This window comes from Micromonospora sp. KC723 (genome assembly GCF_004348595.1).
GTDB lineage: Bacteria > Actinomycetota > Actinomycetes > Mycobacteriales > Micromonosporaceae > Micromonospora.
Map to the genome: position 1 here is coordinate 1 of NZ_SMKD01000042.1, position 26267 is coordinate 26267.

Below are 26267 nucleotides of genomic sequence, written 5' to 3' on the forward strand. Positions count from 1 at the left end.
GGGCGGACGCCGGCCGCGGCGGCGTCGGTGCGGGCTGCGCGGATGGTGCCGTGCTGGCCGGCGGAACCGTCGGCGCGACGGTAGCCCGCTGCTGGGCCGGCGGGACGGCCGGCACCTGAAGGTGCGGAGGCGCCCACGGCGATGGCGCCGGGGTGACCGGTCCGACCTGCGCCACCGGTGCGGACTGCTGCTGCGGCGCCGGTGGCTCCGGCACCGTGGACGCGGACGGTCCCGCCAGCGTCGGAGCCGTCGGCACCGGCCGCTGCTGCCGGGGCAACGGCACGCGCGGCGGCGGGGGCTGGTGCGCCGGCGGTGGCCCCTGGTGGGTGCCACGGCTCACCGGGGCAGCAGGCTGCCAGCCTTGGCCGCCCGCGCTCTCCGGCCGGGCGTACGGGACGGGCGCGGGTGGGACGACCAACCCGGGCCGCGCCACGGGATCCGGCGGCACGGGGCTGGCGTGGAGAACCGGTGGGGGAGAGCCGACGGGCGGAGGGGGAGGCATCGGCGCGGATCCCGCGCCGAGGTACCGGCGGGCGGCCCGCACCGCGGCATGCTGCTCACCCAACGTGGCCGGACCGTGGGTGGCGACCCGGGCGAAGTTACGGCGTGCCTCATGCCGGTTGCCCAGTTCCTCGGCCACCTGGGCGAGGTCGAAACAGATGGCCAGCATGAGCGGATCGGCGGGGCTCCAGCGGCGCTCCCCGGCGGCGTACGCCTCCTCGAGTACCCGGCGGGCGCCGGCCGGGTCGTCGGCCTCGCGGTGCATCCCCGCCAGCAGGTGGGCGGTGCTCAGCACCTCCGGGTGGTCCTCTCCGTACCCGGGCCGGGCGGAGGCGATCGTGTCGGTGAGCAGGCGGCGGGCGGCCGGGAGATCACCGGCGGCCCGCAGGGCGAGGGCCCGCTGCTGGACGACGGCGAGAGGAGAGGGCTGTGCCACGGCAGCAATGCTGCCCGTAGACCGTGCCCGGACGCTACCCGCGCCACCGCTGGCCCGATCTTCGCTAGCTTGAGCTGGGCGGATGCGTCGCACGGATGGTGATGTGCATGATCCACCTCGGGCGTGTACAGTAATGCCCCGTGCGGCCAACCAGGGCGGCCGGCCGGCGGGAAACCCGCCGCGACCGACCGGGTAGGCTGGATGAGTAGGTCCGGGTGGCGGAATGGCAGACGCGCTAGCTTGAGGTGCTAGTGCCCGTATAGGGCGTGGGGGTTCAAGTCCCCCCTCGGACACGTTATTTCCACACGAACTGTGATGGTTGTTCGTGTTTTGCGTGATCCCCGTCCCGTTGGGCGGGGATTTTTGCTGTCGTGGCGAGGAAGCTCCCCGCCGGGGTGAGCGGGTAGATCGCGGTCTCGGCTTCGATGGTCCATGCGTGGTGGTCACACACAATGATCATGTTGTTGGTGCGTAAGTAGGCGGCCAGCTTTTCCGGGTCGGGGCTGCGCAGTGCGGGATGGCGACGGTGTAGCCCGCGGTCGTGTCGGATGCGGTCGAGCAGGTGGTCTTCCCGGATGTAGAGGATCTTCGGTTGGGTGGAGGTCCTGGTGCGGGTGCTCGCGTGTCCGTGGCGGCAGCGGTAGCCGGGTCGGCCGTGGACCCAGTGGGAGTCCATGATCCGGCCGCAGACGCCGCAGCAGACGAGGCCGGCCAGGATGTATCGGCGGGGAGTGCCGTCAGCGGGGGTGGGTGCGGTGTGGATGGCCTGCACCGCGACGAACTGCTCCTCGGTGACCAGCGGTGGGTGGGCGATCTGGCGAGAGATGACCCAGTGCGGGGCGGTGTTCCAGCGCTGGATCTCCTGGTGTCTGGTGATGGTGCCGTCAGGCTCGATGTCGTCGTGGTCGGTGCGTTGCCGGTTCCAGACCTGGCGGCCGGTGTAGCGGGGGTTGGCCAGGATCGCCGCGACGGTGGTCAGCATCCAGCGTTGGCCGCTGCGGTGTGGGTTACGTGCCGGGTCGGCGCCGGACGGGCAGGGAACGCCGGTGTCGTTGAGGGCGCGGGTGATGCTTGCCACGCTGCGCCCGGCGAGCCGCTGCTCGAAAATCCACCGAACATGGGGCGCGGTGGCGGGGTCGGGTTCCAGGCGATGCAGACGGCGTCCCCAGGCGGCGTGAGCGCGGTTCGGATGAGGGCCTGCGTCCACAAGCCGATAACCGTAAGGCGGACGGCCGCCGAGATGTCGACCCTGCAACTCGGCCTGAGCGCGCATGGCCGCAGTGGTGCGATGCCGGGCCCGGGACACCTCCCGCTGGGAGCGCACACCCAGCAGGTCCAGCAGCGCCAGCTGTCGGGGGTTGTCGAAGTCCACCGGCCCGTAAGTTTCCGGCAGCCACAACTGCACGCCGTGCCTGAGCAAGGTGGGAGTCAACTGTTCAAGCTGCTGGCCGTGGAAGGCGCGCTCGTACTCACCGACGACGATCGCGTCGAACCCGCGTGCCGCGTCTGTCACCGCGGCGAGCAGCCGTGCCGCCTGCGGCCGGTCCGGCCAGGGCACTCGGCGGGAGACGCCCTCGTCGAAGAACTCCACCACGATCCGGCCATGACCGGCGACCAGGTCGCCGGCGTAGTCGCGTTGCCACCGGCACGACGACGCCCGATCCTGAGAGTCGACGGTGGACATCCGTCCATAGAACGCGAACCGCAGCCCATCCGCAGCCGGGGTGAACCGTTGTGGCCGTAGCTTCCGCTGCCCTGCGGCCCAGGACGAAAGAGTGCTCCGTCCCGGTTCTGCCGTCGTCCTCGTCGCCATAAGGACCTCCACGATCGGCACATCTACCCCATCATGGTTCCCACGTCCAGAGTAGGAGGAACGCGCGATTCGCGCAGCTCTGTCACCCTTTCGGGCGGTATCGCCGGCCTCCGGCCGGTCGGCTGACGGACAGCGATCTAGGCACGGTCTGACGGCCAGCCCAGCTGCTGGATGAGGGCTCCGCCGGGGCGGCGCAGCGTGACAACGTAGCCGACCGTCAGTACGTTACGTGCTGGTTCAGCAACGCGGCGCCGCGTTCGGGCGCCGTTGCAAGGAAGGGCGTCAGATGAACTCACAGGTGCCACTGTGGTTCCCACGCTTCGCAAATGTGCCAGGCGTCCACTATTCCCCGCCGTCGGGGCTGGATGTGTCCAAGCTCAGGCAGCGCAAGGTGCGCCCGACCGTGAACCGCTGGCCGGACATGCCGCCGTCGCTGAGTTGGCCGATGCCGAACGGAATCACCAGTCAGGCCCCTGCTGGTGCTTACCGTCTCAATGATTCCCGTAAGGCGACAACGACCCGGTGTTGCGCACCCTCGCCGAAGCTCTTGAGTTACCCGGTAGATGATGGCGGCGTTGTGTTTCTTGCCTTCGGCGCGTTTGCGGTCGTAGTAGGTGTGGCTGGCGGGGCGGCGGCCTCGGCGGCGGTGGCGAACCCGGCGCGCAAGGAGGGGCCAGCGAGCTGGTCGACGACCTCGGCAGGTTGGCCGGCGGCCGTGGCGGTGCCTTCACCGTGCGGGCGACCTGCCGGTCGGTCAGTGCGCCGTCCCGTACCTTCCCGCCGAGGGTGATGCCGGACAGCAGAGGGTCTCGCCGGGGCGGTGGTGGCCGGGGCGGTGTAGGTCGTCGCGGCGGCCGGCGGCGTCGAGCCAGTCCAGCACGGCGCGGACCGGGCACAGCCAAGCCACCGGTACAACGGTGAGGTCATGATCAGGGCGTCCTTCAAGTCGTTAGAACGACTCGAAGGACGCCCTGATCATGAAGCGATCCTGACGGACATCAGCTCAGGCGGCGGCCAGCCTGCGTCTCCTCTGCAAAGAACGCTTCGATCACAGGAGGCCGAGGGCGTCTACTTGGTACCCATGGCACAGGCGACACCAGTCGGGTTGAAACCCACCTGCGTGCCTGACGTCTCAGTTGAGATCAATCTAGGATTGATCTTGCCCATGTAGGTCTTCCGGGTGATCTTGTATGTCTTCCTCGTCCCCTGCGCGTAAGCGCGGTATATCTGGTTGTTCGAAGTGAATTTCGGGGAGGTGCAGGCTGCCGTGACGGACACCGACGAACCTGAGCTCCAGCTAAGTTGACCGGCGACGAAGGACCGCGACGCGCCAAGGCTGAGGTCAATGCTACGACTGACGGTTTTCGTCCACGAGAAGCTGCAGGTTCCACCTGTTCCCGCCGAGCACGTCGCCAGTTGGCCGCCTCGGTAACCCGACGTCGTCGACAGGACACTCACCGAGTACTTGTAGGAGATCTCTGGCCCAACTGGATCGGCCGATGCCGGGGAAGCCGCAACGAGACTGCCCGACGTGAGGATGACAGCGCTTGTGAGCGCTACGATCCATCGCCGTGTTCTTACCATATGAAGGTGCCTTTCTATTATGGACAACGAACGCGCTACCGCTCCGAACCGGAGCACCGGAAGTGTGCCAGCGGAGGTTTGAGCCACACTTGCACGGGAATTGAATCTGCTGGCAGGGCCACGTTTTACGCTGGCCGGGCTTTGAAGTCGACGAACCCGACACCCGCCTCGTCGGCGTGGCGGTGAATGCCGGCGACGAACGCCCGCGTCGCGACCCGAACGCGAGTCGCGCTATGATGCCCCTCGTGCCGGGGCCAGGGATCTCCCGGGCCTAGATGATCTCCGACCAGAGCCGCCAGCTCCGTGGCGTGGTGGCCAGTGCGCGCACCAGCTTGGTCGACTTCAGCGGCGCGAGGTTCTCCGGCGGCAGGGTCAACCTGGCAAAGCCCTTTGACTGGTCGAGCCCGCCGGAGGGGTTGGACCGGGCCTGGCCCGGCCTGCTGATCCCCTATCCGGAACACCTCAAAAGATTGCTAAAGACCGGTTGCGCGGCCGGACCGTGCAGGCGGTCGAGCCGGGCGGCCAGGGCATCGAGATTAGCTTGGCTGTGCATGCTGAGATCGGTGCCCTTTGGTAGGTATTGCCGGATCAGCTTGTTGGTGTTCTCGTTGGTGCCCCGCTGTCATGGGCTGCACGGTGCGGCGAAGAAGACATCGACTCCGGTGGCTTCAGTGAGCAATCGATGACCGACGAGTTCCATGCCGCGGTCCCAGGTCAGAGTGCTGAGCTGGCGGGGATTCATCAGTGAGAACGCCTGTTGCAGGGCAGCAATGACCGTTGTGGTGTGTCGGCTGGGCAGCGCCACCATGGTCAGGTAAGCGCGACTTGCGGTCGACCAGCGTCGCGGCCTGGCTGTTCTTGGCTCCGACGATGAGGTCACCCTCGAGGTGGCCGAGCTCGCTCCGCGCGTCGGCCGCGGCAGGTCGCTCTTCGATCGGCCGTGCTCCGGTGATCTGGGAACGCCACTGGCCCTTGACCGTGTTCTTCTTGTTCTTGCGGATGGGACGGCCCGTGCGCAGCTTGGCGCACAGCTCACGCGGGATCACCTTCCACCGGGGCGTGTAGATCGCGCGGTAGATGCTTTCGTGGCTGATCCGCATGAGTGGGTTGTCGGGCTGCGTCCGCCGCAGATGCCCGACGATCTGCTCCGGGGACCACTCGGTCTCCAGCAGCTCTATCACCAGCTGACGCAGCACCGCGTTGTTCTGCAAGGAGGACGGTTTCGGGCGACGTGCCTGTTCCAGGGCGCGTTGCTCGGCGGCGAACGCACAGTACTTCAGCCGGCCACCGTTGCAGGCGACCTTCCGGCTCACCGTGGAGGGAGGATGGCCGATGGACATGGCGATCGAACGCACGGAGGCGCCGGCATCGAGACCACGAGAGATCGATTCCCGGTCTTCGGGAGTCAACCGATCCGCCTGGCGCACCCGCTCGGCCGGTGCGATCCCGCCGTGATGCTTCAGCACCGTGAAGACCGACCCGGGCGGCTTGCCCAGCCCTCGAGAGATCACGCTGATGGACTCACCGGCACGCCAGCGCCGCCACAAGTCTTCCTTCATCGCGTCCGACATTTCCGGCCGACCCATCCGGGCCACGATCCACCCATCCACCAGCAGCGTTGCGTTGATCGCCTGAATCTAAACCCCAAATCATGGTCGCCCTACGCAACGCCGCCATCAGCGACCTACGCCTGACCGGGGCCACCAACATTGCCGCCGCCAACCGACACCACGCCCGCGACAGCACCCGCCCCCTGGCACTGCTCGGCATCACCTGACGACTCTGCCGGGCCCCTGCATGCCAGGGCGCCTGGCAGTCATCGCCTACGGTTAACGCGACCACCCGAGGTACCGGGTGGGAAGGGGGGCGTTTTGCGGTTCTGCGTTCTGGGACCGGTAGTGGCATATGGGATCCACGGAGCTGTCGAACTGGGACCGACCCGTCAGCGCACAGTGCTGGCCACGCTGCTGGTCGAGCCCGCGACCGCAGTCAACGTCGATCAGTTGATCGACCGCGTGTGGGGCGAACGGCCACCCCAACGAGCCAGACAAACCCTGCACACCTATCTCTCACGGTTGCGTACGCTGCTCGAAGCGGCCGGAGGCCCGGCACCTGTCCGGAGCGGTCGGGGCTACCTGCTCGGCGTCGACCCCGTCATCGTGGACATCCACGAGTTCCGGGACCTGGTCGCCCGCGCCCGCGCCGCCGACGATGCCAAAGCCGTCGAACTGTGGCGCGACGCCCTCGCCCTCTGGCGCGGTACGCCGTTCGACGATGTCGACAGCGACTGGCTGCACGCCGTCGCCGATGGGCTCGAACGCGAACGCTGGGCGGCCATCCTCGACCGCAACGACGTCCTGCTCCGCAGCGGAAACCACACGAACGTACTCGCCGACGTGACGTCAGCGTTGAACGCGCACCCGCTGGACGAACGCCTCGCCGGACAGTTCATGGTCGCCCTGTACGCGGCCGGCCGCCAAGCCGACGCTCTCGCTCACTACCGCACCCTGCGCCAGCGACTGGTTGACGACATCGGCAGCGAACCTGGACCCGCACTCCGCGAACTCCACCGACGCATCCTGCACCAAGACCCACACCTCGTCCCCGGAAAGACCGCGCCGGAGACTCCGCGGAAGCGGGCCCCGGCTGCGCCGGTGACCGGACCAAGAATCGGCGCACCGACCCAGTTGCCCGCCGACATCGCCGGGTTCATCGGCCGGGACGACGCCGTCAAGCAGCTCGACGACATCCTGGATAGCGCCGGTGATCCACGATCGGCGACGGTCATCGCGACGATCGGCAGCAGTGGCGGCATCGGGAAGACAGCGTTGGCTGTGCACTGGGCGCACCGCGTACGCGGCCGGTTCCCGGACGGACAGCTGTACCTGAACCTGCGGGGGTTCGACCCGGGCGGTCAGCCGATGCCGTCCGACGCCGCCCTGCGTACGCTGCTCGAGCTGCTCGGCGTCTCGCCCGCGAAACATCCGACCACAATAGAGGCTCTGGCGGGGCTCTACCGCAGCCAGCTGGCCGACGCCCGAATGTTGCTGTTGCTGGACAACGCGCGCGACGCCGAGCAGGTCCGGCCGCTGCTCCTCGGGTCGCCGGGCAGCATGGTGCTGGTCACCAGCCGCAGCGACCTGGCGAGCCTGGTTGCCACGGAGGGCGCCCGGCCGTTGTGGCTCGATGGACTCGACGTCGACCGGGCGCGGCTGCTGCTGGCCCGCCGGCTCGGCCCCGACCGGCTGGCGGCCGAACCGGACGCCGTCGACACCGTCATCACCGCCTGCGCCGGGCTCCCCCTCGCGCTGGCCATCATCGCCGCCCGGGTCGCCACCCGACCTACCCTGCCGCTGTCGGCGCTGGCGGCGGAACTGGCCGACGCGGGCAACCCGCTCGACGCGTTCACCGGACCGGACGCGGCGACCGACGTACGGGCGGTTTTCTCCTGGTCCTATCACGCCCTGGGTGCGGAGTCGGCCCGGCTGCTACGGCTACTCGGGTTGCACCCCGGCCCCGACATCGGCCCGGCCGCGGCCGCCAGCCTCGCCTGCCTGCCCATTCCACAGACCCGCCGCCTGCTGGACATGCTGTGCGCCGCGCACCTGCTGACCGAGCACACTCCCGGCCGCTACGCCTTCCACGACCTGATCCGAGCCTACGCAGCTGAGCTCGCGTACGCCGAGGATAGCGAGGACGACCGGTTCGCCGCCCAGCGGCGGATGCTCGACTACTACCTGCTCAGCGCCCATGCGACCGACCAATGGCTGCCGGCAGCTCGCGACCCGATCAGCCCCGCTCCGCCATCGCCTGGAGTCGTGGTTGAGGTGTTCACCGACAACACCGGTGCTCGGCAATGGCTGACCGAGGAACTGGCCGTTCTCCTCGCCGTCGTGCACAGCACCACCGACGCACGGTTCGACCGGCACATTCAGCAGCTGGGCTGGTCGATGGCGACGTTCCTCCTTTGGCGAGGGCACTGGCATCACCAAGTCAGCGTCCAGGAAGCCGCCCTTCGTGCCGCGCGGCGACTCGGGGACCAGCCCGGCCAAGCCGACATCCACCGCAGACTGCTCTACGCGCACTTGATGCTCGGCCGGAGCGATCAGGCCCAAGGGCACAGCCTCCAGGCCATCGACCTGTACGCCGCGGTCGGCGACCACACCGGCAGCGCGCGTACGCACCTCGGGTTGATGTGGTTCTCCGAACAGCAGGGCAACCATCACGACGCGCTGCACCACGCGCTGCAGGCGCTCGAGTTCGCCGAGCGCTCCGGTAACCGCGGGGTGCTGGCAGTCGCGTACAACGGAGTCGGGTGGACGCACAGCCTCGTCGGCGAGCACGAGACCGCGATCGCGTACTGCGAGCGGGCCCTACCCATCCTGGAGGAACTCGGGGAACGGGCCACGATGGCCGACGTTTGGGACAGCCTCGGGCACGCGTACCACCAACTCGGGCGCCATCCGGAGGCGATCAGCTACTACCAGCGGGCGCGGGATCAGAGCCGGGAGATGGGCGACCGCCGCCACGAGGCCTCCCACCTGGCCCGGCTTGGCGACACCCACTCCTCGGCGGGCGACCACGAGGCGGCCCGGCAGAGCTGGCGGGCTGCGCTAACCATCTTCGACGACATCGACCACCCGGAGGCCGCCAGCATCAGGTCGAAGCTGGCGACTACAGAGTGAGCCCGTAGGGCTGACCGCCACCACGACCGCGACAGCACCCGCCCGCTGGCACTACTCGACATCACCCGACTTTGCCGGAACCTGCCTGCGAGACACAGGCATGGTGAGGACTCGGCGCCGCGAACTGGGGTAGGAGAGGTCGCCCTCGATCACGTTGAGCTGACCGTCTGGGTGCACTACGGGGCTCAGCTGACGTGCCGGAGATGTACTCGGCGAGGACGTCTGGGCCGACATACAGTAGCGGCGCTGTTCGGTCCATTCGGCGGTTTGCTCGGCTAGGACCGAGGAGGCCCGATGACGAGGACTGATCCCGGACGGTGCGTCAGGTCAGTTCGACGGTGTCCCCGAGTCGTACCCGTCCTGGCTGCGTGACCGTGGCCAGGGCGTCCAGTCTCATGTCGTGGGCCTGGGCGATGGCTCGCAGGATCAGCGGGGAGTGCGGCAGGTCCTGCTGGGCCTCGTTGGTCATCACGCATCGCTCGCTGGAGCGCTCGAACCGTATCCGCAGGTCATCGCCGATCCGGGCGGTGCTGCCGAACCATGCGTCTTCGACGAAGGCAGGTGTGCCCGGCGGCGTCCGCACCAGCAGGTTGGGCCGAAACCGGCGCTCGTCGACGGGGACGCCGGGAACGGCCGCGCGGACCCAGTCGAGGGTGGCGGTGGTCAGGACGCTGAGGGGAAGCTGGTCGAAGTGCGAGATCGCGCCCTCGCGGGCCACCTCGACATCGTCCCGGCCCAGGTAGTGCCGCACGTAGGAGGTCGGGTCCGGCACCGGCTCGCCGTCCGGGTCCAACAGCTCGGGCACCTCCGTGGCTGCTCCCCCTGCATAACGGGACCGTATCTGCAAAAGCCCTGACATGCGTCGGAACCGGCGCGTGTTCTTGCCCGAGCCGAATTTGCCCTCGGCGTCCCGCACCGCGTAGAGCCGGTCGCCGACGAGGCCCCGGGCATCCACGGCGGCCTCGTTCAACAGCTCACCGCCGGTGGACTTGATGGGGTACCGCCAGATCCGCTCGATCGTCCCGAGCACCGTGCCCACGTCCGTCCCTCCCACGAGTTGCTTGTCAGTTGGCTTGCGCGGCTACCCGCATCCCGAAGCCGATCAACACCACAGCCGTCACGCGGTCCAGCAGGCGCCGGACGCGAGGCCGTTCGAAGACTGAGCGCGCCCCGCAGACGAGGTAGGAATAACACCCGAGCCACATCAGAGTCAGCGTCGCATGCAGCACGACCAGCAGGCCCAGGCCGGCCGCCGTGGGCAGATCGTGCGGCGCCAGGGTCGGCAGCATGCCGGTGTAAAAAACGGCGATCTTCGGATTGAGAACGTTCGTGGTCAGGCCCGTCACGTACGCCTGCCCCGAGCCGGCCACCTTCAACTCGGCGGTCCGCGGCGCGGCGCGGCGGCTCTGCCACAGGGCCTGCAGCCCGAGGAAAACCAGGTATGCGGCACCCAGAATCTTGACAACGAAGTACGCCTCCGCCGAGGCCGCGAGAATCGCCGCGAGCCCGACCACGGTGAACAGGCCCCACACGAGTAGCCCGGTAGTGATTCCCGCAGCGGTCCGCAGGGCCGCCGCTCTGCCAGAGGCGATCGCGCGCTTGGTGACCACCGCCATGTCCGGCCCCGGCACCACGGTCAACAGGCCGAGCACTCCAACCGCTATGAGTGTCTGCGTCCACATGCAGCCAGTCTGCTTCCAAACGATCACCGTGGAGTTGTGACAACGACCATAGGCGCGTACACCCCCGGCTGAGGTGTGCGGCCACACCTGGGGAGAACCTTACGAATCGGGACCGCCGCCCGGCTTCTTCACGGCAGCTGCCTCGGAATTTGGTACGACGACCGGTTCGACGAGGGGGGTCTAGCTTGGGCCGCGGCCAACGCACGGTCAACCCAGGGGTGACAGCAAATCAAGATCGCTCCCCGTGCGGTTTGCGTTACGGGACGGTTGTCGTGGCGCGAACGAGCGCAGTCCGGGATAGCCTTGCCGTATATGGCTACCTATCGCAGCGCCTCAGTGCTTCTCTCCTCCGACGGCATCAGGACCCCCGGCACCGCCGCGCTCTTCGCCGAGCCCGCCCGCAAGGGTGGGACCCCGCCGTGGGCAGGTGACTTCCGACCCGCCAACAGCGCCGGCAACGGCCCCAAGAACGCGGTCGGGAAGACCTTCACGTTGGAACTGCCCGACGGCAGCACCGGCAAGGTCGTGGTCCAGAGCCTCAAGAGCGGAAAGGGAGGCGTCGTGCTGGCGCTGATGGGCGAGGACGCACCCCCCTTCTGATCAGGAACCTGATCGCCGTCGCCGCCACCGGCTGGAGACGGCCGGTATGCGACCCTGCCGATGTCAATGCGTTCGGATAGCTGCCGGGCGCATTGCCTCACCCGTGGCTGGGCGTCGACGGAGGTCAGGTGTACTGATCTGCCGCCGACCGGGCGCGCCAGACGCGCGTCGCCCCTCACTGCGGGCGGTCGGCGCTTCGCGACGCTCGGGCATCCTGAACTGCCGATCAGCGTGCACCTGATCTTGCTCGGCTTGCACCGACCAGGCGCGTGCCGGCTGACCGCGGCTCATCTATCCGGGAAACTCGATTTCGATGTCGAGACCACCGGCGGCCCGGGCCCGGGCATCGAGGGTCGCTCCGTGCGCCCGAACGATCGCGCGGACGATGGCCAGACCGAGGCCGTGCCCGTGTCCGTCGGGGTGTCTGGTCCGGCGGTTGCCGACCTGCCGGAACGGCTGGAACAGCGCGTCGACCTCGCCGGGCGGCACCACCGGGCCGGAGTTGCTGACCCGGATGGCGCCGCCGGTCGCGGTGGTCGTCGTGCTGATCTCGACCCACCCGCCCGGCGCGTTGTGCCGCACGGCGTTGTCGACCAGGTTGGCGACCAGGCGCTCGATCAGGTCTGGGTCGCCGGTCGCCGGTGCCGGATCGAGGGCGGTGTGCATCCGGATGCCTCGCCGGGCGGCGTCCTGCTGGCGGGCGGCGACCACCTCGGCGGCGGTGCCGGCGACGTCGAGCGGGGTGTGCAGGTGGAGGCCCTGTTCGCCGTGCGCCAGGGCGAGCAGCGCCTCGAGGAGGCGTTCCTGTTGGTCGCTGAGCGCGAGGACCTCGTGGCAGGCCGACCGCAGCGTCTCGGCGGTGGCGTCCGGGTCGGCTAGCGCCACCTGGAGTACCGTTCGCTCGGCGGTGAGCGGGGTACGCAGTTCGTGCGAGGCGTTGGCGACGAAGTGCTGTTGTGACTCGAACGTGGCCTGCAACCGCTGGAACAGGTCGTCGAGCGTCTCGGCCAGGTCGGTGAACTCGTCGTGCAGACCGGTTCGGCCGATCCGGCGGTGCAGGTCGCTGGCGGAGATCTCGCGGGCGGTGGCGGTGATGGTGCGCAGGGGGCGCAGGAATCGGCCGGCGACGAACCAGCCGAGCAGCAGGGAGATCATGACCATGCCGATCACGGCCCACGCCGAGGTGGTGAACTGCCGGTCCAGGTGACCGCCGTCGCCGGGGACGCCGGCGGGGTCCGCGGCCGAACCCGCCGGGATGGCCTGCTTGGTGCCCAGCAGCGAGATCGAGAGCAGCACGACGCCGGAGATCAGGAAGGGCACGGCGTAGAGCAGCGTGAGCTGGACGTGCAGGCTCCGCCGGGGAATCCGGACGCGCATCACGGTTCGCCGATCCGGTAGCCGCCCTCGCGAACGGTGTGGATGATCGGAGGGTCGCCCAGCTTGGTCCGCAGCCTGCGGATGGTGGTCTTCACCGCCGTGGTGAACGGGTCCGCCGCCTCGTCCCAGACCCGTTCGAGCAGATCCTCCGCCGACACGAGCCGGCCGTGCGCGGTGAGCAGGCATTCCAGGACGGCGAACTCCTTCGGGCTGAGGTCCAGCCGGCGTCCTTCGCGGGTCGCGACCCGGCGGCCGGGGTCGAGCGTGAGCTCCCCGTACTCCAGGATCGGTGGCACGGCCGTGCCCGGCCGCCGGCCGAGCGCCCGCACCCGCGCGACCAGCTCGGCGAAGTCGAAGGGCTTGGCCAGGTAGTCGTCGGCGCCGAGGCCCAGGCCGTCGACCCGCTGTTTCACCGACGAGGCCGCGGTCAGCATCAGCACCCGGGTCGCCGAGTGCTCGTCGACGATCCGCCGGCACACCTCGTCGCCCGGCACACCCGGCAGGTCGCGGTCGAGCACCACCACGTCGTAGCGGGTCACGGCCAGGTGATCGAGGGCGGCGTCACCGTCGAGGACCACGTCGACCGCCATGCCCTCGCGGCGCAACCCGACACCCACCGTACGGGCCAGCACCTCGAAATCCTCGACCACGAGCACGCGCATGATCCCACCATGCCACCGCGCGGGTGTCAGAACGGTGTCACTCGGCGGCACCGTCCTGACACCGACGTCCACGTAGAACCGAAACCTGCAAACCGCTTCAGCAGGATGGAAGGGCAACGGATGGACATCGTTCTCGAAACCGACCAGCTCGGGAAGAGGTACGGCAGAGCCTGGGCGTTGCGGGACTGCTCGCTGCGCCTTCCGGCCGGAAGGGTGGCCGCGCTGGTCGGCCCCAACGGGGCGGGCAAGAGCACGCTGCTGCACCTGGCGGTCGGCCTGCTGCGGCCGGACGCCGGCGCCGTACGGGTCTTCGGCCGGACACCGTACGACGACATCGCCGTCCTGTCCGAGGTCGGGTTCGTGGCCCAGGACACACCGCTGTACCGGGACTTCACCGCGGACGAGCTGTTCACCATGGGCGCCAGGTTGAACCGGCGCTTCGACACGGCGCTGGCGCACCGCCGGCTGGCGCAGATCGGCATCCCGCGCGACAAGCCGGTCGGCAAGCTGTCCGGCGGTCAGCGGGCCCAGGTCGCCCTCGCCCTGGCGATGGCCAAGCGCCCACGGCTGCTGCTGCTCGACGAGCCGGTCGCCAGCATCGACCCGCTGGCCCGGCGCGAGTTCCTCCAGGCGCTGATGGGCGTCGTCGCCGAGACGGGCACCACGGTGCTGCTGTCCTCGCACATCCTGGCGGACCTCGAACGCACCTGCGACTACCTGATCGTGCTGCACGCCTCGCAGGTGAAGCTCGTCGGCGACGTCAGCACCCTGCTCGCCGAGCACCGGCAGCTGGTCGGCCCCCGAGACGGCGGCCCGCTGCCCGCCGAGGTCGCGCAGGTCGTGCGGGCCGAACACACCCATCGGCAGTCCACGCTGCTGGCCCGCACGAACGCTCCGCCGTGGGATCCGGCATGGAAGGCGTACGACGTGACTCTGGAAGACCTCATCCTCGCCTACCTCGGCGACGGCGACGCCCGGCCGCACGCCGCGTGGGAGGTGCCGGCATGATCTGGCTCACCTGGCGGCAGCACCGCAAGCAAGCACTGTTCACCGCGATCGGCCTCGCGCTCCTCGCCGTGTTCATGGTCCCCACCGGTCTGGCCATGCGCCACACCTTCGCCGACCTGGGCCTGGACGACTGCGTCCGCGCGCTGGGCACCGCCTCGATGATCCCGGCCGACGCCGACACCTGCGGCAAGGCGTCCATCCAGTTCAACAGCCAGTACGCCGTGATGACCATGATCGGTGTGCTCTTCCTCGTCCTGCCGCTGCTGGTCGGGCTGTTCTGGGGAGCGCCGCTGGTCGCCCGGGAGATCGAACAGGGCACCCACCGCATGGTCTGGACCCAGGGCGTCAGCCGGGGACGCTGGGCACTGGTCAAGTTCGGGATAGCCGGCGCCGTCGCGCTCGTCGCCTCGGTGATCTACGGACTCGGCGTATCGTGGTGGCTGACCCCGATGAGCCAGGCCGGGCAACACGGCCGCTTCAACATCTTCTTCTTCGACATGCAGGGCACGGCCCCGACCGGCTACACGATCTTCGCAGTCGCGCTCGGCATCCTCGCCGGCACCATCTGGCCCAAGGTGCTACCGGCGATGTCCGCCACGCTCGTCGGGTTCCTCGGACTGCGCATCGCCCTGACCACCCTCGCCCGACCGCACTACCTGCCCGCCCGCGTCCTGACCTTCCCGATCAAGGACGCCACCGAGCAGACCAACCCGGCCGCCGGCGACTGGATCCTGTCCTACGGCATCCGCGACGCATCCGGCAAGATGATCACGGCCAACGCGCAGATCGCCTGTGCGCCCGACGCCACCGGACCCGGCGCCGCATGCGGCGCCGACCTCGGCATCACCTCGGGTGCCTACAACTGGCAGCTCTACCAGCCCGGAACCCGGTTCTGGCTGTTCCAGGGCATCGAGACCGGCATCTTCCTCGCCATCGCCGCCCTGCTGCTCTACCTCGCCGTCCGCCGCATCCGCCGCGTCGCATGACCGCGAAGCCGTCCAAGGGGGGCCCCATGCGCACACTCACCTACCTCGCCGCCGCGGCCCTAGCTGCCGGCGTGGCCCTGCTGGCCCTCATGCCGTCCGAGTCATCACCGGCCGCCGCCACGGGCGCCGGCCCCCAGGACGCCCAGAAGGCCATCCTCGCCGCGTTCGACCGCTACGACGTCGTGGCCGGGGCTAGTCCGAACGACATTTTCCTCGACCTGATCCGCAACCCCGCCTTCCCCGGCAAGGCCGACGTCATCGCCGTCGAGTGCGGCAACTCGCTCTACCAGCCACTTCTGGACCGCTACATCGCGGGCAAGGACGTGCCGCTGGCCGAGGTGCGCCAGGTGTGGCGCAACACCACCCAGCCGAGCTGTGGGTTCTCCGTCTTCTACGAACGGCTCTTCCCGCTCGTACGCGAGGTCAACAAGAGCCTGCCACCGGCGGAGAAACTGCGCGTGCTGGCCTGTGATCCGCCCATCGACTGGAGCAAGGTGACCAGCCCCGAAGGGCTCGCGCCCTTTGAGGAACGGGACCGCACCATCGCCGCGCTGATGAGGACTGAGGTGCTCGCCAAAGACCGCAAGGCACTCATGCTCTTCGGGATCAGTCACCTGCTGCGCGGCGGCGGCAGCGCGGTCGCGATGTACGAGCAGCAGTATCCCGGCGTCACGTACACCATCGCCACGCATTTCGGCTTCCAGAAGGACAACGAGAAGCTGGAGAAGCGGCTGGCCCGCTGGCCGGTGCCGTCGGTCGTCCCGTTCGCGGGAACCTGGCTGGGTCAACTCGACGCGTCATACTTCGAGTCCCGGCCCGGACAGCCACCCGCGGCCAAGGGCTACCCCGGCGCCGACGCCTACCTCTACACCGGCCCCCGGGCCCTCATCCTGCGGCAACAAATCGCCGCCTCCGCCGTCCTGGACACGAAGTACATCACGGAACTCCGGCGACGAGCCGCGGCCGTAGAGGATCCCCCCGGCGGCCTCATGCACCCAGAAACGTTCTTCCAACGCGAACTCGAGTCAGGCGCATTGGAATTCGGGTCCTAACACACCGGGGGCGAGGAGCTGGGACTCCTCGCCCCCGGCGACGTCAACCGGCGATGCCACCGAGACCGCTCAGCCGCAGTCGAAGCGGTAGTCGAACGGCCGGCCGAGAGGGTCGCGAGCGCGTCCCCGAGGGGCGCGCCGGTCGAGGACCGAACGGCCGTCGCGCGCCCGGTCGAGCCGACCGGCCTCGCGGAGCACCGCCAGGTGCTTGCCGCCGCGCCGATCGCCATCCCGAGCGCGTGGGCCCGCAGGCATCCGCTTCCGCGATCCGCACGTCGGGCCCTTGTTGGCCGGTAACTGGACGTAGCCGCTGGTGCGAAGGTCACTGGGCCTGGTGTCGGCCGTGAAGCCAAGCAGGTCGTTCCGTCCCCTCGCGTCTGCCTGACGCGGCGGGGTCTCGCGCGCGGCGACGCGCGGACGAGGCCCTCGTCTGCTCGTGGCAGGCTGTCCGGGTGACCTTTCTGCTTCCGATCGCGACGTCTGGTGACGAGCGTGTCCGGGCTGCTCGGACGGCGGTGTTGCCGGTGGGCAGCTTTGAGCAGCACGGCGAGTTCCTGCCTTTGATCACGGACACGGTCGTTGCGTGCCTGGTTGCCGGGCGTGTTGCGGAGGATCATCCGGTGTTGTTGCTGCCGCCGCTGACGATCTCGTGTTCGCACGAGCACGCGGGGTTCGCCGGGACGGTGAGTATCAGTGCCCGCACGTTGCTCGCGGTGATCGAGGATGTTGACGAGTCCCTGCGGGCGTCGGGCGTGGAGAACCTGGTGATCGTCAACGGGCACGGCGGGAACTACAGCCTTCGCAATGCTGTTCAGCAGGCCACGACGATCCGGCGGCGGATGGCGCTGTTTCCCGCTGCCGAGGACTGGAACGCCGCGCGTGTCGAGGCGGGCTGTGAGACCACTTCCCACGAGGACATGCATGGTGGGGAGCTGGAGGTCTCCCTGCTGCTGCATGGGGCGCCGCAGCTACTGCGAGAGGGATACCGGACGGCCGACCATCTGGCGAACGACCGGCCTGATCTGCTCACGGTGGGGATGCGCGCGTACACGTCGTCCGGGATCATCGGGCGGCCGTCGTTGGGCAGCGCGGACAAGGGCGCGGCGGTGCTGGACAGCCTGTCTCAGTCGTTCGCCCGGGTGCGTGACCTGCTGGAGGGGTGACGCCGTCGTCGACGCATCGTCGGTCACGCCATGGTTGCCGGGTCGGCGATCCGGCTTTCGAGATCGGGGATGCGCCGGTCTTGGAAGCGGAGGGTGGACCGGGCCGCGGCGAGCCGTTCCTCGAGCATCCGGTTGTCGGCGGTCAGCTGCCGGACCCGCTGCTTGAGGCTGGTGTTCTCGGTGGTGATCCGCGCGGTGGTCTCGTTGTCCCACTCGGCCTGTAGGTCGCGGACCTGGCCGAGGAGCTCACCGATGCGCGTCCGTTGACGGCTGATCTCGGTGTAGGCCTTGGTGAGCGCGTCTTCGGCGTTGAGTGCTCGTTCTCGCCACACGGCCTGCTGACCGTCGGGCGCACCGCGAAGCTGCGTGCGCTGCTGGTCGAGGTTGGCAAGCGCGTCAGCGATCGCGGCACGGGCCTGCGGGTTGTCGTAGATGAAGGTTCGAGAGACGTCGGCGCGTCGAGCAACGGCGGCGACCGTGACTCGGGCGTTCTCGCGGCGCATGGCGGCGAGGGTGTCCTGGACCCGCCCGATGGCGGCTTGGCTGCGTTCTCGCCGTGCGGCGAGGGCAGCGACTGTGCGGGTGCCTGACGAGACTACGGAGTTCACTCGGCCTCCTGTCCATCGGAGGTGTCGTCGGCGTGCCCGCCGGCGGCGGCCAGGTCATTGGCGCGGAAGACCGTGGCCCATACCCGGTGAAAGTAGGGGGCTCTGCGGCCGTTCGGTGCGCGCCCGCACTGGGGAAGGCGACCGGGATGTCGCCCGCGGAGATCACCGCGCTGACTCGGCGGGCGACGGACTGCGCGGCGCTGCGTGGCGAGGTCGACCCGACGGGCAAGTTCGGCAACGAGCTGGTTGACGCCCTGTTCCTGATCGCCTGATCAGGCGGTCAGTGGCTCGGGTCCGTCCGCTTCGCGGTCACGTGCGGGCCGAGCGCCAGGCGGCTGGTGACCCCGAGTTTGGCGAACGCGCGGTGCAGGTGGTTCTCGACGGTGCGTTCGGAGAGGCCGAGGTGCTGCGCCATCTCCCGGTTGCTGGCTCCGCCGGCGGCGAGGGCGGCGATCTGCTCCTCGCGCCGGGTGAGGGCGGTCGCGGGGTTCAGCCGCCCGAGCAGCGGGGTGTCGGCACCGCACTGCTGCGCGAGCGCCGCGGCCAGGTGCAGGGCACGGGAGCGTTTCGGGCCGGGCGGACGCGTGCGGGTGGCCGCCAGGTGGTACGCCTCGGCGGCGTACAGGCGCATGTCGTAGGCACGGAAGGCGTCGCCGGCGGTGATGTAGTCGGCCGGACTGCGGGCCCGGATGAGCGCGGCGACGGTGGTGCCGAACGGCCAGTCGGCCGGCACTTCGATCTTGTCGAGGAGGGCGGCGGCGCAGTCGTCGAACCGGAGCCGGAACAGGGCGAACGCCGCCAGCAACGCGAGCCCGGCCGACTGCTCCGCGAGCCAGCCGTGGGCGGCCTGCTCCAGCCGGTCCTGTGCCGCGGCGGGATCGGCGGTGAGGAACTCGTACCAGGCCAGGCCCACGACCTCGTCGATGTCGTAGCAGCGGATCTGGCCGAGGTCCGGCATGGTGCGCAGGGCGGTGACGAGGGTGCCGGCCTCGTCGATGAGTCCGCGCTGGACGGTGGCCAGCAGCTGCAGCGCCAGGGTCCAGCGCCGGCCACTGGGGTGCGCCATGCCCGTGAAGAGGTGGCCGGCTTCCGCGGCCCGGGCCGCGGCGTCCTCGAGGTCGCCCTGGCACAGGTGGGCGTACGCGACCGCCGCTGTCGACAGGAACGCGGTCGGCACCGGGCTGATCGAGCCGCGGTCCGCCTGCGCTGACAACGTCCGGACCAGGCCGGCCGCCGCGCGCGCCTCGGGAAAGCGCCCCGTCATGAGGTTGGCCAGCGCCGCGGCGGTGCCCGCGATCATGCGGGCACCGGGCTATCAGATCCTAGTGGCGCACCGAGGGGCTTGAGTACCGGCTCGCACAATTGAGTAGCCGGTACTCATGTGGACCGTGAATCTGCGCGGAACAATTCCGAACGACCGATCTCCCATTGTGTCCATGGAGGGTTCTTTTATGCGTAAAGGCTTGCTGCGCTCGATCAGTCTCACGCTGGCATTCGTACTGGTCAGTACGTTCGCCGTGACGAGTCCCGCGCACGCCACTCTGGCCTGGTCGGGGTTCAGCGGAACGATGGCGCCGGGCGCCTCGATGACCAAACGCTGGAACAACACCCTGCCGAATGCCGTCTACCGGGTCGGGCTGGCGCCGGTCGGCGCCAGCACCTCGGCGGACTGCGAGTTCGAGGTGACCAACCAGTGGTACGACCGGCTGAGCTCCGGCGAACGCGAGTTCTACTACACGATCAAGAACATCGGCTCGATCTCCTGTGGAACGAACATCCTGGTTTCGAGGATCAGCGCGAGTTCTGTGCAGTCGACGGGTGGTGTGGAGCCCGGTGAGATCAAGACCTACTCGACCCAGCTCACCCAGCTCGGCCCGGTGTCCGAGGTGCCGCTGCTCGGCGTGCTGCCCAGCGGGGCGACCAGTGCCAACCCCTGCCGGTTCAAGGTGCTGCGGTCGTGGTACCAGCGCGTGCGGCAGGGTGACGTCGCCCGGCCGGTGTACCTGCGCTACGAGGTGCAGAACACCGGCAACATCGCCTGCAGTGCCGACGTGCAGATGGGCCTCGCCGAGGTCGAGTACCAGTACTCGGCGAAGTCCGTGGGCGCCGGTGCGACGACCGGTACGCGGATCGGCGCCGAACCGGACACGGCGACGCACCTGATCGCCCTAAGCCCGGTGGAGAACGGGTGCTCCGTCGAGGTCACCCGCCAGTTCTACCGCCAGTACGTCAGCTCGAGCGGCACGTCCGGGCGTGAGTTCGTGTGGTACATGAAGAACCTCGGCACGACCACGTGCTCGGCTGAGCGCATGGTGTCCCGGATCTGAGTTTCACCCTGGAGAAGGCGGTCCCGCCGGTGCGGGGCCGCCTTGTCAGTCTTCCGGTTCGCCGTCCGGGAAGACGAAGATCGAGGCGACGATCAGCGCCGCGCCGCACCACTGCCAGCCACCGATCCGCTCGCCCAGGACCGCCACCGCCGACAGCACGCCGAAGACCGGCAGCAGGTGGAGGATGATGCCGGCCCGGACCGTGGCCAGGGCGAAGTGGTTGGCTGTCAGTGTGGATTTGACGGCTGACCAGAGTGCTGAGCTGCGTGCGCTGATCACGAGTTCGGAGGTGTCGACGGCGGCGGTCGGGACGCGGGCGCGGATCGTGTTGTGGCATGCCGAGGGCCGGATGAAGAAAGACATCGCGGTGCTGGCCGGGGGTGCGAGTTGGGTGGCTCGTTCTGCGGTGGTTGGCCCGAACCCCGGGACTCTCCCGCTCGGCGCTCGTACACGTTGTCTCGAGGCGCGTGCGTGGCGTGACTAGTTGCTGGTCGCGTCGCTCCGATGCTTGGCCAGGTACTGACCCGTGAGCGATCCGGATGCGTCGGCGAGCTGGCGGGGCGTGCCCTCGAACACGATGCGACCGCCGTCGTGGCCCGCGCCCGGGCCGAGATCGACGACCCAGTCCGCCCGGGCGATGACGTCCACGTTGTGCTCGATGACGATCACCGTGCTGCCGTTGTCGACGAGGCGGTCCAGCAACGTGATGAGCTGGTCCACGTCGTTCATGTGCAACCCGGTGGTGGGCTCGTCGAGCACGTAGACCTGGCCTGTGTTGCCCAGTTCGCTGGCGAGCTTGAGACGCTGCCGCTCGCCCCCGGACAAGGTGCTCAGGGGTTGCCAGAGGGACAGGTAGCCCAGGCCGACGTCGTTGAGGGCCCGCAGGGTGCGCACGATGTCCTTCTCGGTGAAGAACTCGCTCGCTTCGGCGATCGACATGCTCAGTACTTCGCTAATGTCGCGTCCCCGAAGCTTGTGGGCGAGCACCTCGGTGGTGAACCGTTTGCCTTCACAGGCCTCGCAAGGGCTGGCAACCGACTCCAGGTGCCCGAGGTCGGTATAGATGAGCCCGAGCCCCTGGCACTGCTTGCAGGCGCCTTTGGAGTTGGCGCTGAACAGCGCGGCGCTGACCTTGTTCGCCGATGCGAAGGCCTTGCGGATGGGGTCGAGCATGCCGGTGTAGGTGGCCGGATTCGATCGCTTGGAGCCGCGCCCGACGGCCTGGTCGATGATCACTGCTGTGGGGCACTGCCGGGGAAGGCAGCCCTGGATCAGCGAGCTCTTGCCCGAGCCGGCGACGCCGGTGACGACGGTCAACACACCGGTCGGGATGTCCACGCTGACGTTGCGGAGGTTGTGCAGGTCGGCGTCCTCGATGCGCAGTTTGCCGGTCGGCTCGCGCAGTTCGGTCTTGATGTCCTGGTTCCGGCGGAGTTGGTCTCCGGTCAGGGTGCCGGACGAGCCCAGCCCGGCGAAATCGCCCTGGTAGACGACCTGCCCGCCGTGGCGTCCGGCGCCGGGGCCCATGTCGACGATGTGGTCGGCGATCGCCATGACCTCCGGCTTGTGCTCCACCACGAGCACGGTGTTGCCGTTGTCCCGGAGCCGTACGAGCAGTTCGTTGAGCCGGTGTACATCGTGCGGGTGCAGTCCGACGCTCGGCTCGTCGAACACGTAGGTCAGGTCCGTCAGGCTCGATCCCAGGTGCCGCACCATCTTCACCCGCTGCGACTCCCCGCCCGACAGCGTCGACGTCTCCCGGTCGAGGCTGAGGTAGCCAAGCCCGATATGCACAAGGTTGTCGAGTTGCGACAAGAGCGCGGACACCAGCGGTGCCACCTGCGCGGCCTCGATGCCGCGGACGAAGTCAGCGAGATCGCTGGCCTGCATGGCGGTGCAGTCGGCGATGTTCTTGCCGTTGATCCGGCTTGCCAGGGCGGCCTGGCACAGGCGGGTGCCGCCGCACACGGCGCAGGCTTGGGTGCTGACCGCCCGGTCGTACGCCTCCCGCAGGTGCGGCTGAAGGTTCTCGGAGCCCTTGGCGACGTACAGACGTCGGAACTTGGGCAGCAGGCCCTCGTAAGTGGCGTTAAGGGTGCTTCCGGCGAGCTTCATCTTCACTTTGACGTCGGTCAGGTGCAGCAGCTTGTGCCACTCGTCGTCGGTGTAGTCGCGCAGCGGCTTGTCGTTGTCGAAGAAGCCGGAGCTGACGATGTAACCCCAGTTGGCCGAGTCGACCGCGAACGTGGGAAAGGTAATGGCCCCCTCGTTGAGCGACTTTTCCCGGTCGACGAGCCCGTCAACGTCGATCGCGGCGACGCGGCCGAGGCCGTTGCACTCGCCACACATGCCCTGGGGGTCATTGAAGGAAAAGAGGTTGGGCCCCCCGGCCGTCGGAGTGCCGCAGCGGGAGTAGAGCACGCGCAACAGGCTGTAGGTGTCGGTGGCCGTGCCGACGGTGGAACGCGAGTTGCCGCCGAGCCGCTTCTGGTCCACGACGATCGCCGCGGACAGGTTCGCCAGGGAGTCCGCGTCCGGCTGGCGGTAGCGCGGCAGGTATGCCTGCAAGAAGGCGGGGAACGTGTCGTTGATCAGTCGCTGGGATTCGGCGGCGATGGTGCCGAAGGCCAGCGAGGACTTGCCGGAGCCGGAGACGCCGGTGAAGACGGTGATCTTGCCTTTGGGAATGTCCAGCGAAACGCCCTTGAGGTTGTTCTCCCGGGCGCCGCGGATCTCGATGTTGCCGTAAATGGATCTCTGCCTTCCATGCGAATGGCGGTCAAGGCCGGTAGGGACGACAGGGCGCGGCGCTCCGGCCGGACGAAACGGTCGGGGCGCCGAGGGTGGCGTCGCTGCTGCTCCGGCCGACCGGCCGGAGTGGGCGAGGTCCGCCTTGTGACGGGGGACACACGGCGGACCTCACCCGGAGTGTGGCGCTAGGCGCGGAACGCGTCCGCGTGCTCCCGCACCCACTGGGCGAAGGTCCGCGCCGGCTTGCCGGTGACTTCCTCGACCGTGGGCAGCACGGTGTAGCCGGCCTCCGGCGGGTTGGTCCGCATCGTCACGAAGTACTGGATGTCCTCCTCGGAGTAGCCCTCACCGCGCCACTGAGCGATGATCTCGTCCTGGCTCAGCTCGACGTAGCGCACTTCCTGGCCGAGAACCTCGCTGATGACGCGCACCTTCTCCGGCGGCGTGAGGGCTTCCGGCCCCGTCAGCCAGTACTCCTTGCTGGCGTGTCCGTCAGTGGTCAGCGCAGTCGCGGCTACCGAGGCGATGTCCGCCTCATGGACCATGGCGCTCTTGGCGTGGGGGAACCCCTCGCGCACGACACCTTCGGTACGCACCGACTCTGTCCACTCCAGGGCGTTGGACATGAACTCCACGGGCGACATGAAGGTCCACTCCAGGCCGCTGGCCTCGATCGCTTCCTCCAGGTGGCTCTTGGACATGTCGCCCTTGAGCACCGTCACCTTGCGCACCCCGGCCTTCTCCGCGGCCGCGACGATGTCCGCGCCGTTGGCCAACGGCGAGTACCCGGCGAACGTGATCAGATGCGCCGCGGTGACGCCCGCGAACGCCTCGGCCAGGCTGGCGGTGTCGGCGAGGTCGCCGGCAACCACCTCGGCCTCGGCGGGCAGGTTCGCCTTCTGCGGATTGCGGGTCAGCGCACGAACCCGGTGTCCGGCAGCGAGGAACTGCTCGACGAGGGGACGGCCCACATTGCCGGTGGCTCCGGTCACGAGAATTGTCATTGCTCTCCTTCGGGTTGCGGCGCCGAGGACGGTGGCCTCGTTCCAGCGCCTGGATGGGTCAGCACAGCCGGTGCGGGGGTGCCCGGCTGGCGCGGTTCGGGGGATCCGTGGGTGCCGCGGACGGGTGCCGCGGACGGGTGCCGCCGGTAGCTCGGCCTGGGCCGCCCGGGTCACTTCCGGTTGTACAGCCGCATCGACAAGGTTCCGAAGACGACCAGCAACACCGCGCAGGACCCGAGCACCCACGTGATCTCGGTGATGTCCCCGTTGCCCGCCATGAGCCCGCGCGCGGCGGTGACGAGGTGGGTGATCGGGTTGACCTCGACGAATGCCTGCAGCCAACCCGGCATGGTCTTCGGGTCCACGAAGACGTTGCTCAGGAACGTCAGCGGGAAGAGCACCGGCATGCTGATGCCCATCACCGACTTCTCGGATCGCAGCAGCAGGCCGAACATGATCCAGATCCAGGAGAAGGCGAAGGCGAAGGCGATGATCAGACCGATGGCGGCCACGACTCCGACGAAGCCCCCGGCCGGACGGTAGCCCAGCGCGACGCCGACGAGGGTGATGACCGTCGCCGCGAGCAGGTAGCGCAGCACGTCACCGAGCAGGGCACCGACCAGCGCGGCCGGTCGCCAGATCGGCAGTGTGCGGAACCGGTCGAACACGCCCTTCGCGACATCGGCGTTGACGCCCATGCCCGTGTACATGGTGATCAGCAGAACGCTTGTCACGGTGATTCCGGGCAGCAGGTACTGCAGATACTCCCGTGCCGATCCGGCCAGGGCGCCGCCGAACAGGTACGTGAACATGAGCGTGATGATGATCGGGAAGACGGTGACGTCGAACATCTGCTCGGGCACGTGCTTGATCTTCAGCATGGCCCGCCAGCAGAACGCGGCGGACGCGGCAAGCGCGCTGGGGCGCCGGGGCCGGTCGGTGCGGGCCAGCAGTGCGCCCATCGTCTCGGGCGTGGGGCTGAACACCGACGGCGAGTCGGTGCCGGCGGGGGACAGGGTCGTCATGCGGCCACCTCCTGGGTTCCGGTCGTACGGTCGGTCAGAGCGAGGAACACCTCGTCCAGGCTGGGCTGACCGACGGAGAAGTTGTCGACGGTGATGCCGGCGACGGCCAGCTCGCCCAGGACCCGGGCCGCCTGTTCCGTGGCGGCGTCGTCTCCGGCGACCGTGATCCGCGCGACCAATGTGGTGGGATCCGACTCCGGATGGACCGCCGCGCCCAGCATGGACGTGAGGACATGACGCGCCTTGGCGCGCTGGTCCGGATCGCGCAGGCGAAGGTGCACCGTGCCCGCGCCGACCGACGACTTCAGCTCTCCAGGCGTGCCCTCGGCGATGACGCGGCCGTGGTCGATCACCGCGATGCGGTCGGCCAGCCGGTCCGCCTCGTCGAGGTACTGCGTGGTCAGCAGCACCGTCGTGCCGTGGGCCACGATGGTTCGCACGATGTCCCAGACCTGGTTGCGGCTACGTGGATCTAGGCCGGTGGTCGGCTCGTCGAGGAACAGCAGGTCGGGGGTATTGAGGATGCTTGCGCCGATGTCGAGGCGCCGGCGCATGCCGCCGGAGTAGTTCTTGACCTGGCGTCCGGCCGCCTCGGTCAGCCCGAAGGCCTCGAGCAGTTCGTCGGCGCGGGCGCGCGCGGCGCTCTTGCGGTGCCCGAGGAGGCGGGCGAGCAGCACCAGGTTCTCCTGCCCGGTGAGGTCCTCGTCGACAGAGGCGTACTGACCCGTCAGGCTCACCCGGCTGCGCACCGCGTCGGCCTCGCGCACCACGTCCTGTCCGAAGACGGTCGCCTGCCCGCCGTTGGGCCGCGTGAGAGTGGCCAGCATGCGTACCGTGGTGGTCTTGCCGGCGCCGTTCGGGCCGAGCACGCCGTAGACGGTCCCGGCCGGCACCCGCAGGTCCAGCCCGTCGACCGCGCGGTTCTTGCCGAAAAGCTTGATGAGGCCCGACGCTTCGATCGCCGGGGCGGTGGAGGTACCGGCCATGGATGAGAGCTCCGTTC

General features: G+C 68.9%; 24 protein-coding genes and 1 tRNA gene. 11 read left to right on the plus strand and 14 right to left on the minus strand.

What is annotated here, in order from left to right; genetic code table 11:
- A partial coding sequence (locus E1165_RS29895) for a tetratricopeptide repeat protein (RefSeq protein ID WP_243704724.1) occupies positions 1-937 on the minus strand: 937 nt, incomplete at its 3' end.
- A gap of 209 nt (positions 938-1146) precedes the next feature.
- Between E1165_RS29895 and E1165_RS12240 the strand changes: the two genes are divergently transcribed.
- Positions 1147-1230: transfer RNA gene (locus E1165_RS12240), tRNA-Leu, on the plus strand.
- 2 nt (positions 1231-1232) lie between these two features.
- Here E1165_RS12240 and E1165_RS12245 read toward each other — a convergent pair.
- Positions 1233-2750 (minus strand): recombinase family protein, encoded by a 1518-nt coding sequence (locus tag E1165_RS12245; RefSeq protein WP_256370657.1) that lies wholly within the window; start codon positions 2748-2750, stop codon positions 1233-1235.
- A gap of 2252 nt (positions 2751-5002) precedes the next feature.
- Entirely contained in the window at positions 5003-5920 is a 918-nt protein-coding gene (locus E1165_RS12250; protein ID WP_207916855.1) for an IS30 family transposase, read from the minus strand.
- 65 nt (positions 5921-5985) lie between these two features.
- Here E1165_RS12250 and E1165_RS30365 point away from each other — a divergent pair, with 65 nt between their 5' ends.
- A complete protein-coding gene (locus tag E1165_RS30365; protein ID WP_256370658.1) occupies positions 5986-6111 on the plus strand; it encodes a hypothetical protein in 126 nt (41 codons plus the stop codon).
- 121 nt (positions 6112-6232) lie between these two features.
- Complete coding sequence (locus E1165_RS12255; RefSeq protein ID WP_207916856.1) at positions 6233-9019, plus strand: BTAD domain-containing putative transcriptional regulator; 2787 nt, start codon at positions 6233-6235, stop codon at positions 9017-9019.
- A 322-nt stretch (positions 9020-9341) separates the two neighbouring features.
- Here E1165_RS12255 and E1165_RS12260 read toward each other — a convergent pair whose 3' ends face one another.
- Positions 9342-10058: an MOSC domain-containing protein gene (locus E1165_RS12260; RefSeq protein WP_132390876.1), complete on the minus strand. Its 717-nt coding sequence runs from the start codon at positions 10056-10058 to the stop codon at positions 9342-9344.
- A 25-nt stretch (positions 10059-10083) separates the two neighbouring features.
- Positions 10084-10701 (minus strand): LysE family translocator, encoded by a 618-nt coding sequence (locus tag E1165_RS12265; RefSeq protein WP_132390878.1) that lies wholly within the window; start codon positions 10699-10701, stop codon positions 10084-10086.
- A gap of 312 nt (positions 10702-11013) precedes the next feature.
- Here E1165_RS12265 and E1165_RS12270 point away from each other — a divergent pair, with 312 nt between their 5' ends.
- A complete protein-coding gene (locus E1165_RS12270) occupies positions 11014-11301 on the plus strand; it encodes a hypothetical protein (protein WP_243704725.1) in 288 nt (95 codons plus the stop codon).
- 291 nt (positions 11302-11592) lie between these two features.
- On the opposite strand, the gene E1165_RS12275 is transcribed toward E1165_RS12270, so the two are convergent.
- Positions 11593-12678 carry a HAMP domain-containing sensor histidine kinase gene (locus E1165_RS12275; protein ID WP_132390880.1) on the minus strand — a complete coding sequence of 362 codons (1086 nt, stop codon included), beginning with the start codon at positions 12676-12678 and terminating at the stop codon, positions 11593-11595.
- On the minus strand, positions 12678-13340 hold the full coding sequence (locus E1165_RS12280) for a response regulator transcription factor (protein WP_132390882.1): 663 nt from the start codon (positions 13338-13340) through the stop codon (positions 12678-12680). Before E1165_RS12280 ends, E1165_RS12275 begins: the two co-directional genes overlap by 1 nt.
- Positions 13341-13460: 120 nt before the next feature.
- On the opposite strand from E1165_RS12280, the gene E1165_RS12285 reads away from it, so the two are divergent.
- The 4 genes from E1165_RS12285 to E1165_RS12305 all read left to right on the plus strand — a co-directional run bounded on the left by E1165_RS12285 (position 13461) and on the right by E1165_RS12305 (position 17549).
- Positions 13461-14348, plus strand: coding sequence for an ABC transporter ATP-binding protein (locus E1165_RS12285; protein WP_132390884.1), 888 nt, complete (start codon positions 13461-13463; stop codon positions 14346-14348).
- Positions 14345-15334, plus strand: a complete 990-nt coding sequence (locus tag E1165_RS12290) for a transporter (protein ID WP_132390886.1) — start codon at positions 14345-14347, stop codon at positions 15332-15334. The genes E1165_RS12285 and E1165_RS12290 overlap by 4 nt, the downstream gene beginning before the upstream one ends.
- Before the next feature lie 26 nt (positions 15335-15360).
- The gene (locus E1165_RS12295) at positions 15361-16386 is read left to right on the plus strand and encodes a hypothetical protein (RefSeq protein WP_132390888.1); all 1026 of its coding nucleotides are present in this window, start codon (positions 15361-15363) and stop codon (positions 16384-16386) included.
- Between the two features lie 452 nt (positions 16387-16838).
- On the plus strand, positions 16839-17549 hold the full coding sequence (locus tag E1165_RS12305; protein ID WP_121157027.1) for a creatininase family protein: 711 nt from the start codon (positions 16839-16841) through the stop codon (positions 17547-17549).
- Positions 17550-17572: 23 nt separating this feature from the next.
- Here E1165_RS12305 and E1165_RS12310 read toward each other — a convergent pair whose 3' ends face one another.
- Positions 17573-18157, minus strand: a complete 585-nt coding sequence (locus E1165_RS12310) for a DUF6262 family protein (protein ID WP_132390892.1) — start codon at positions 18155-18157, stop codon at positions 17573-17575.
- 146 nt (positions 18158-18303) lie between these two features.
- Here E1165_RS12310 and E1165_RS30370 point away from each other — a divergent pair, with 146 nt between their 5' ends.
- Positions 18304-18429, plus strand: coding sequence for a hypothetical protein (locus E1165_RS30370; RefSeq protein WP_256370660.1), 126 nt, complete (start codon positions 18304-18306; stop codon positions 18427-18429).
- An 8-nt stretch (positions 18430-18437) separates the two neighbouring features.
- Here the strand turns inward: E1165_RS30370 and E1165_RS12315 are convergent, their stop codons facing one another.
- Positions 18438-19457: a helix-turn-helix transcriptional regulator gene (locus tag E1165_RS12315; RefSeq protein WP_132390894.1), complete on the minus strand. Its 1020-nt coding sequence runs from the start codon at positions 19455-19457 to the stop codon at positions 18438-18440.
- 151 nt (positions 19458-19608) lie between these two features.
- On the opposite strand from E1165_RS12315, the gene E1165_RS12320 reads away from it, so the two are divergent.
- On the plus strand, positions 19609-20484 hold the full coding sequence (locus tag E1165_RS12320; RefSeq protein ID WP_132390896.1) for a hypothetical protein: 876 nt from the start codon (positions 19609-19611) through the stop codon (positions 20482-20484).
- A 45-nt stretch (positions 20485-20529) separates the two neighbouring features.
- On the opposite strand, the gene E1165_RS12325 is transcribed toward E1165_RS12320, so the two are convergent.
- Positions 20530-20847, minus strand: coding sequence for an EamA family transporter (locus E1165_RS12325; RefSeq protein WP_207916857.1), 318 nt, complete (start codon positions 20845-20847; stop codon positions 20530-20532).
- 117 nt (positions 20848-20964) lie between these two features.
- On the minus strand, positions 20965-23052 hold the full coding sequence (locus E1165_RS12335; RefSeq protein WP_371687334.1) for an ATP-binding cassette domain-containing protein: 2088 nt from the start codon (positions 23050-23052) through the stop codon (positions 20965-20967).
- Positions 23053-23065: 13 nt separating this feature from the next.
- On the opposite strand from E1165_RS12335, the gene E1165_RS30715 reads away from it, so the two are divergent.
- A complete protein-coding gene (locus tag E1165_RS30715; protein ID WP_371687335.1) occupies positions 23066-23233 on the plus strand; it encodes a hypothetical protein in 168 nt (55 codons plus the stop codon).
- Between the two features lie 187 nt (positions 23234-23420).
- On the opposite strand, the gene E1165_RS12340 is transcribed toward E1165_RS30715, so the two are convergent.
- The 3 genes from E1165_RS12340 to E1165_RS12350 all read right to left on the minus strand — a co-directional run bounded on the left by E1165_RS12340 (position 23421) and on the right by E1165_RS12350 (position 26250).
- Positions 23421-24239, minus strand: a complete 819-nt coding sequence (locus E1165_RS12340) for an SDR family oxidoreductase (RefSeq protein ID WP_132390902.1) — start codon at positions 24237-24239, stop codon at positions 23421-23423.
- A 170-nt stretch (positions 24240-24409) separates the two neighbouring features.
- Positions 24410-25264 carry an ABC transporter permease gene (locus E1165_RS12345; protein ID WP_132390904.1) on the minus strand — a complete coding sequence of 285 codons (855 nt, stop codon included), beginning with the start codon at positions 25262-25264 and terminating at the stop codon, positions 24410-24412.
- Entirely contained in the window at positions 25261-26250 is a 990-nt protein-coding gene (locus tag E1165_RS12350) for an ATP-binding cassette domain-containing protein (protein ID WP_132390905.1), read from the minus strand. Before E1165_RS12350 ends, E1165_RS12345 begins: the two co-directional genes overlap by 4 nt.
- Positions 26251-26267: the final 17 nt, after the last annotated feature.

Excerpts from the sequence above, each read along its gene's own strand:
- E1165_RS12245 (WP_256370657.1), bottom strand. The coding sequence starts at position 2,750 with ATGGCGACGAGGACGACGGCAGAACCGGGACGGAGCACTCTTTCGTCC.
- E1165_RS12250 (WP_207916855.1), bottom strand. The coding sequence starts at position 5,920 with ATGGGTCGGCCGGAAATGTCGGACGCGATGAAGGAAGACTTGTGGCGG.
- E1165_RS30365 (WP_256370658.1), top strand. The coding sequence starts at position 5,986 with ATGGTCGCCCTACGCAACGCCGCCATCAGCGACCTACGCCTGACCGGG.
- E1165_RS12265 (WP_132390878.1), bottom strand. The coding sequence starts at position 10,701 with ATGTGGACGCAGACACTCATAGCGGTTGGAGTGCTCGGCCTGTTGACC.
- E1165_RS12270 (WP_243704725.1), top strand. The coding sequence starts at position 11,014 with ATGGCTACCTATCGCAGCGCCTCAGTGCTTCTCTCCTCCGACGGCATC.
- E1165_RS12275 (WP_132390880.1), bottom strand. The coding sequence starts at position 12,678 with ATGCGCGTCCGGATTCCCCGGCGGAGCCTGCACGTCCAGCTCACGCTG.
- E1165_RS12280 (WP_132390882.1), bottom strand. The coding sequence starts at position 13,340 with ATGCGCGTGCTCGTGGTCGAGGATTTCGAGGTGCTGGCCCGTACGGTG.
- E1165_RS12285 (WP_132390884.1), top strand. The coding sequence starts at position 13,461 with ATGGACATCGTTCTCGAAACCGACCAGCTCGGGAAGAGGTACGGCAGA.
- E1165_RS12290 (WP_132390886.1), top strand. The coding sequence starts at position 14,345 with ATGATCTGGCTCACCTGGCGGCAGCACCGCAAGCAAGCACTGTTCACC.
- E1165_RS12295 (WP_132390888.1), top strand. The coding sequence starts at position 15,361 with ATGCGCACACTCACCTACCTCGCCGCCGCGGCCCTAGCTGCCGGCGTG.
- E1165_RS30370 (WP_256370660.1), top strand. The coding sequence starts at position 18,304 with ATGTCGCCCGCGGAGATCACCGCGCTGACTCGGCGGGCGACGGACTGC.
- E1165_RS12315 (WP_132390894.1), bottom strand. The coding sequence starts at position 19,457 with ATGATCGCGGGCACCGCCGCGGCGCTGGCCAACCTCATGACGGGGCGC.
- E1165_RS12320 (WP_132390896.1), top strand. The coding sequence starts at position 19,609 with ATGCGTAAAGGCTTGCTGCGCTCGATCAGTCTCACGCTGGCATTCGTA.
- E1165_RS12325 (WP_207916857.1), bottom strand. The coding sequence starts at position 20,847 with ATGTCTTTCTTCATCCGGCCCTCGGCATGCCACAACACGATCCGCGCC.
- E1165_RS12340 (WP_132390902.1), bottom strand. The coding sequence starts at position 24,239 with ATGACAATTCTCGTGACCGGAGCCACCGGCAATGTGGGCCGTCCCCTC.
- E1165_RS12345 (WP_132390904.1), bottom strand. The coding sequence starts at position 25,264 with ATGACGACCCTGTCCCCCGCCGGCACCGACTCGCCGTCGGTGTTCAGC.
- E1165_RS12350 (WP_132390905.1), bottom strand. The coding sequence starts at position 26,250 with ATGGCCGGTACCTCCACCGCCCCGGCGATCGAAGCGTCGGGCCTCATC.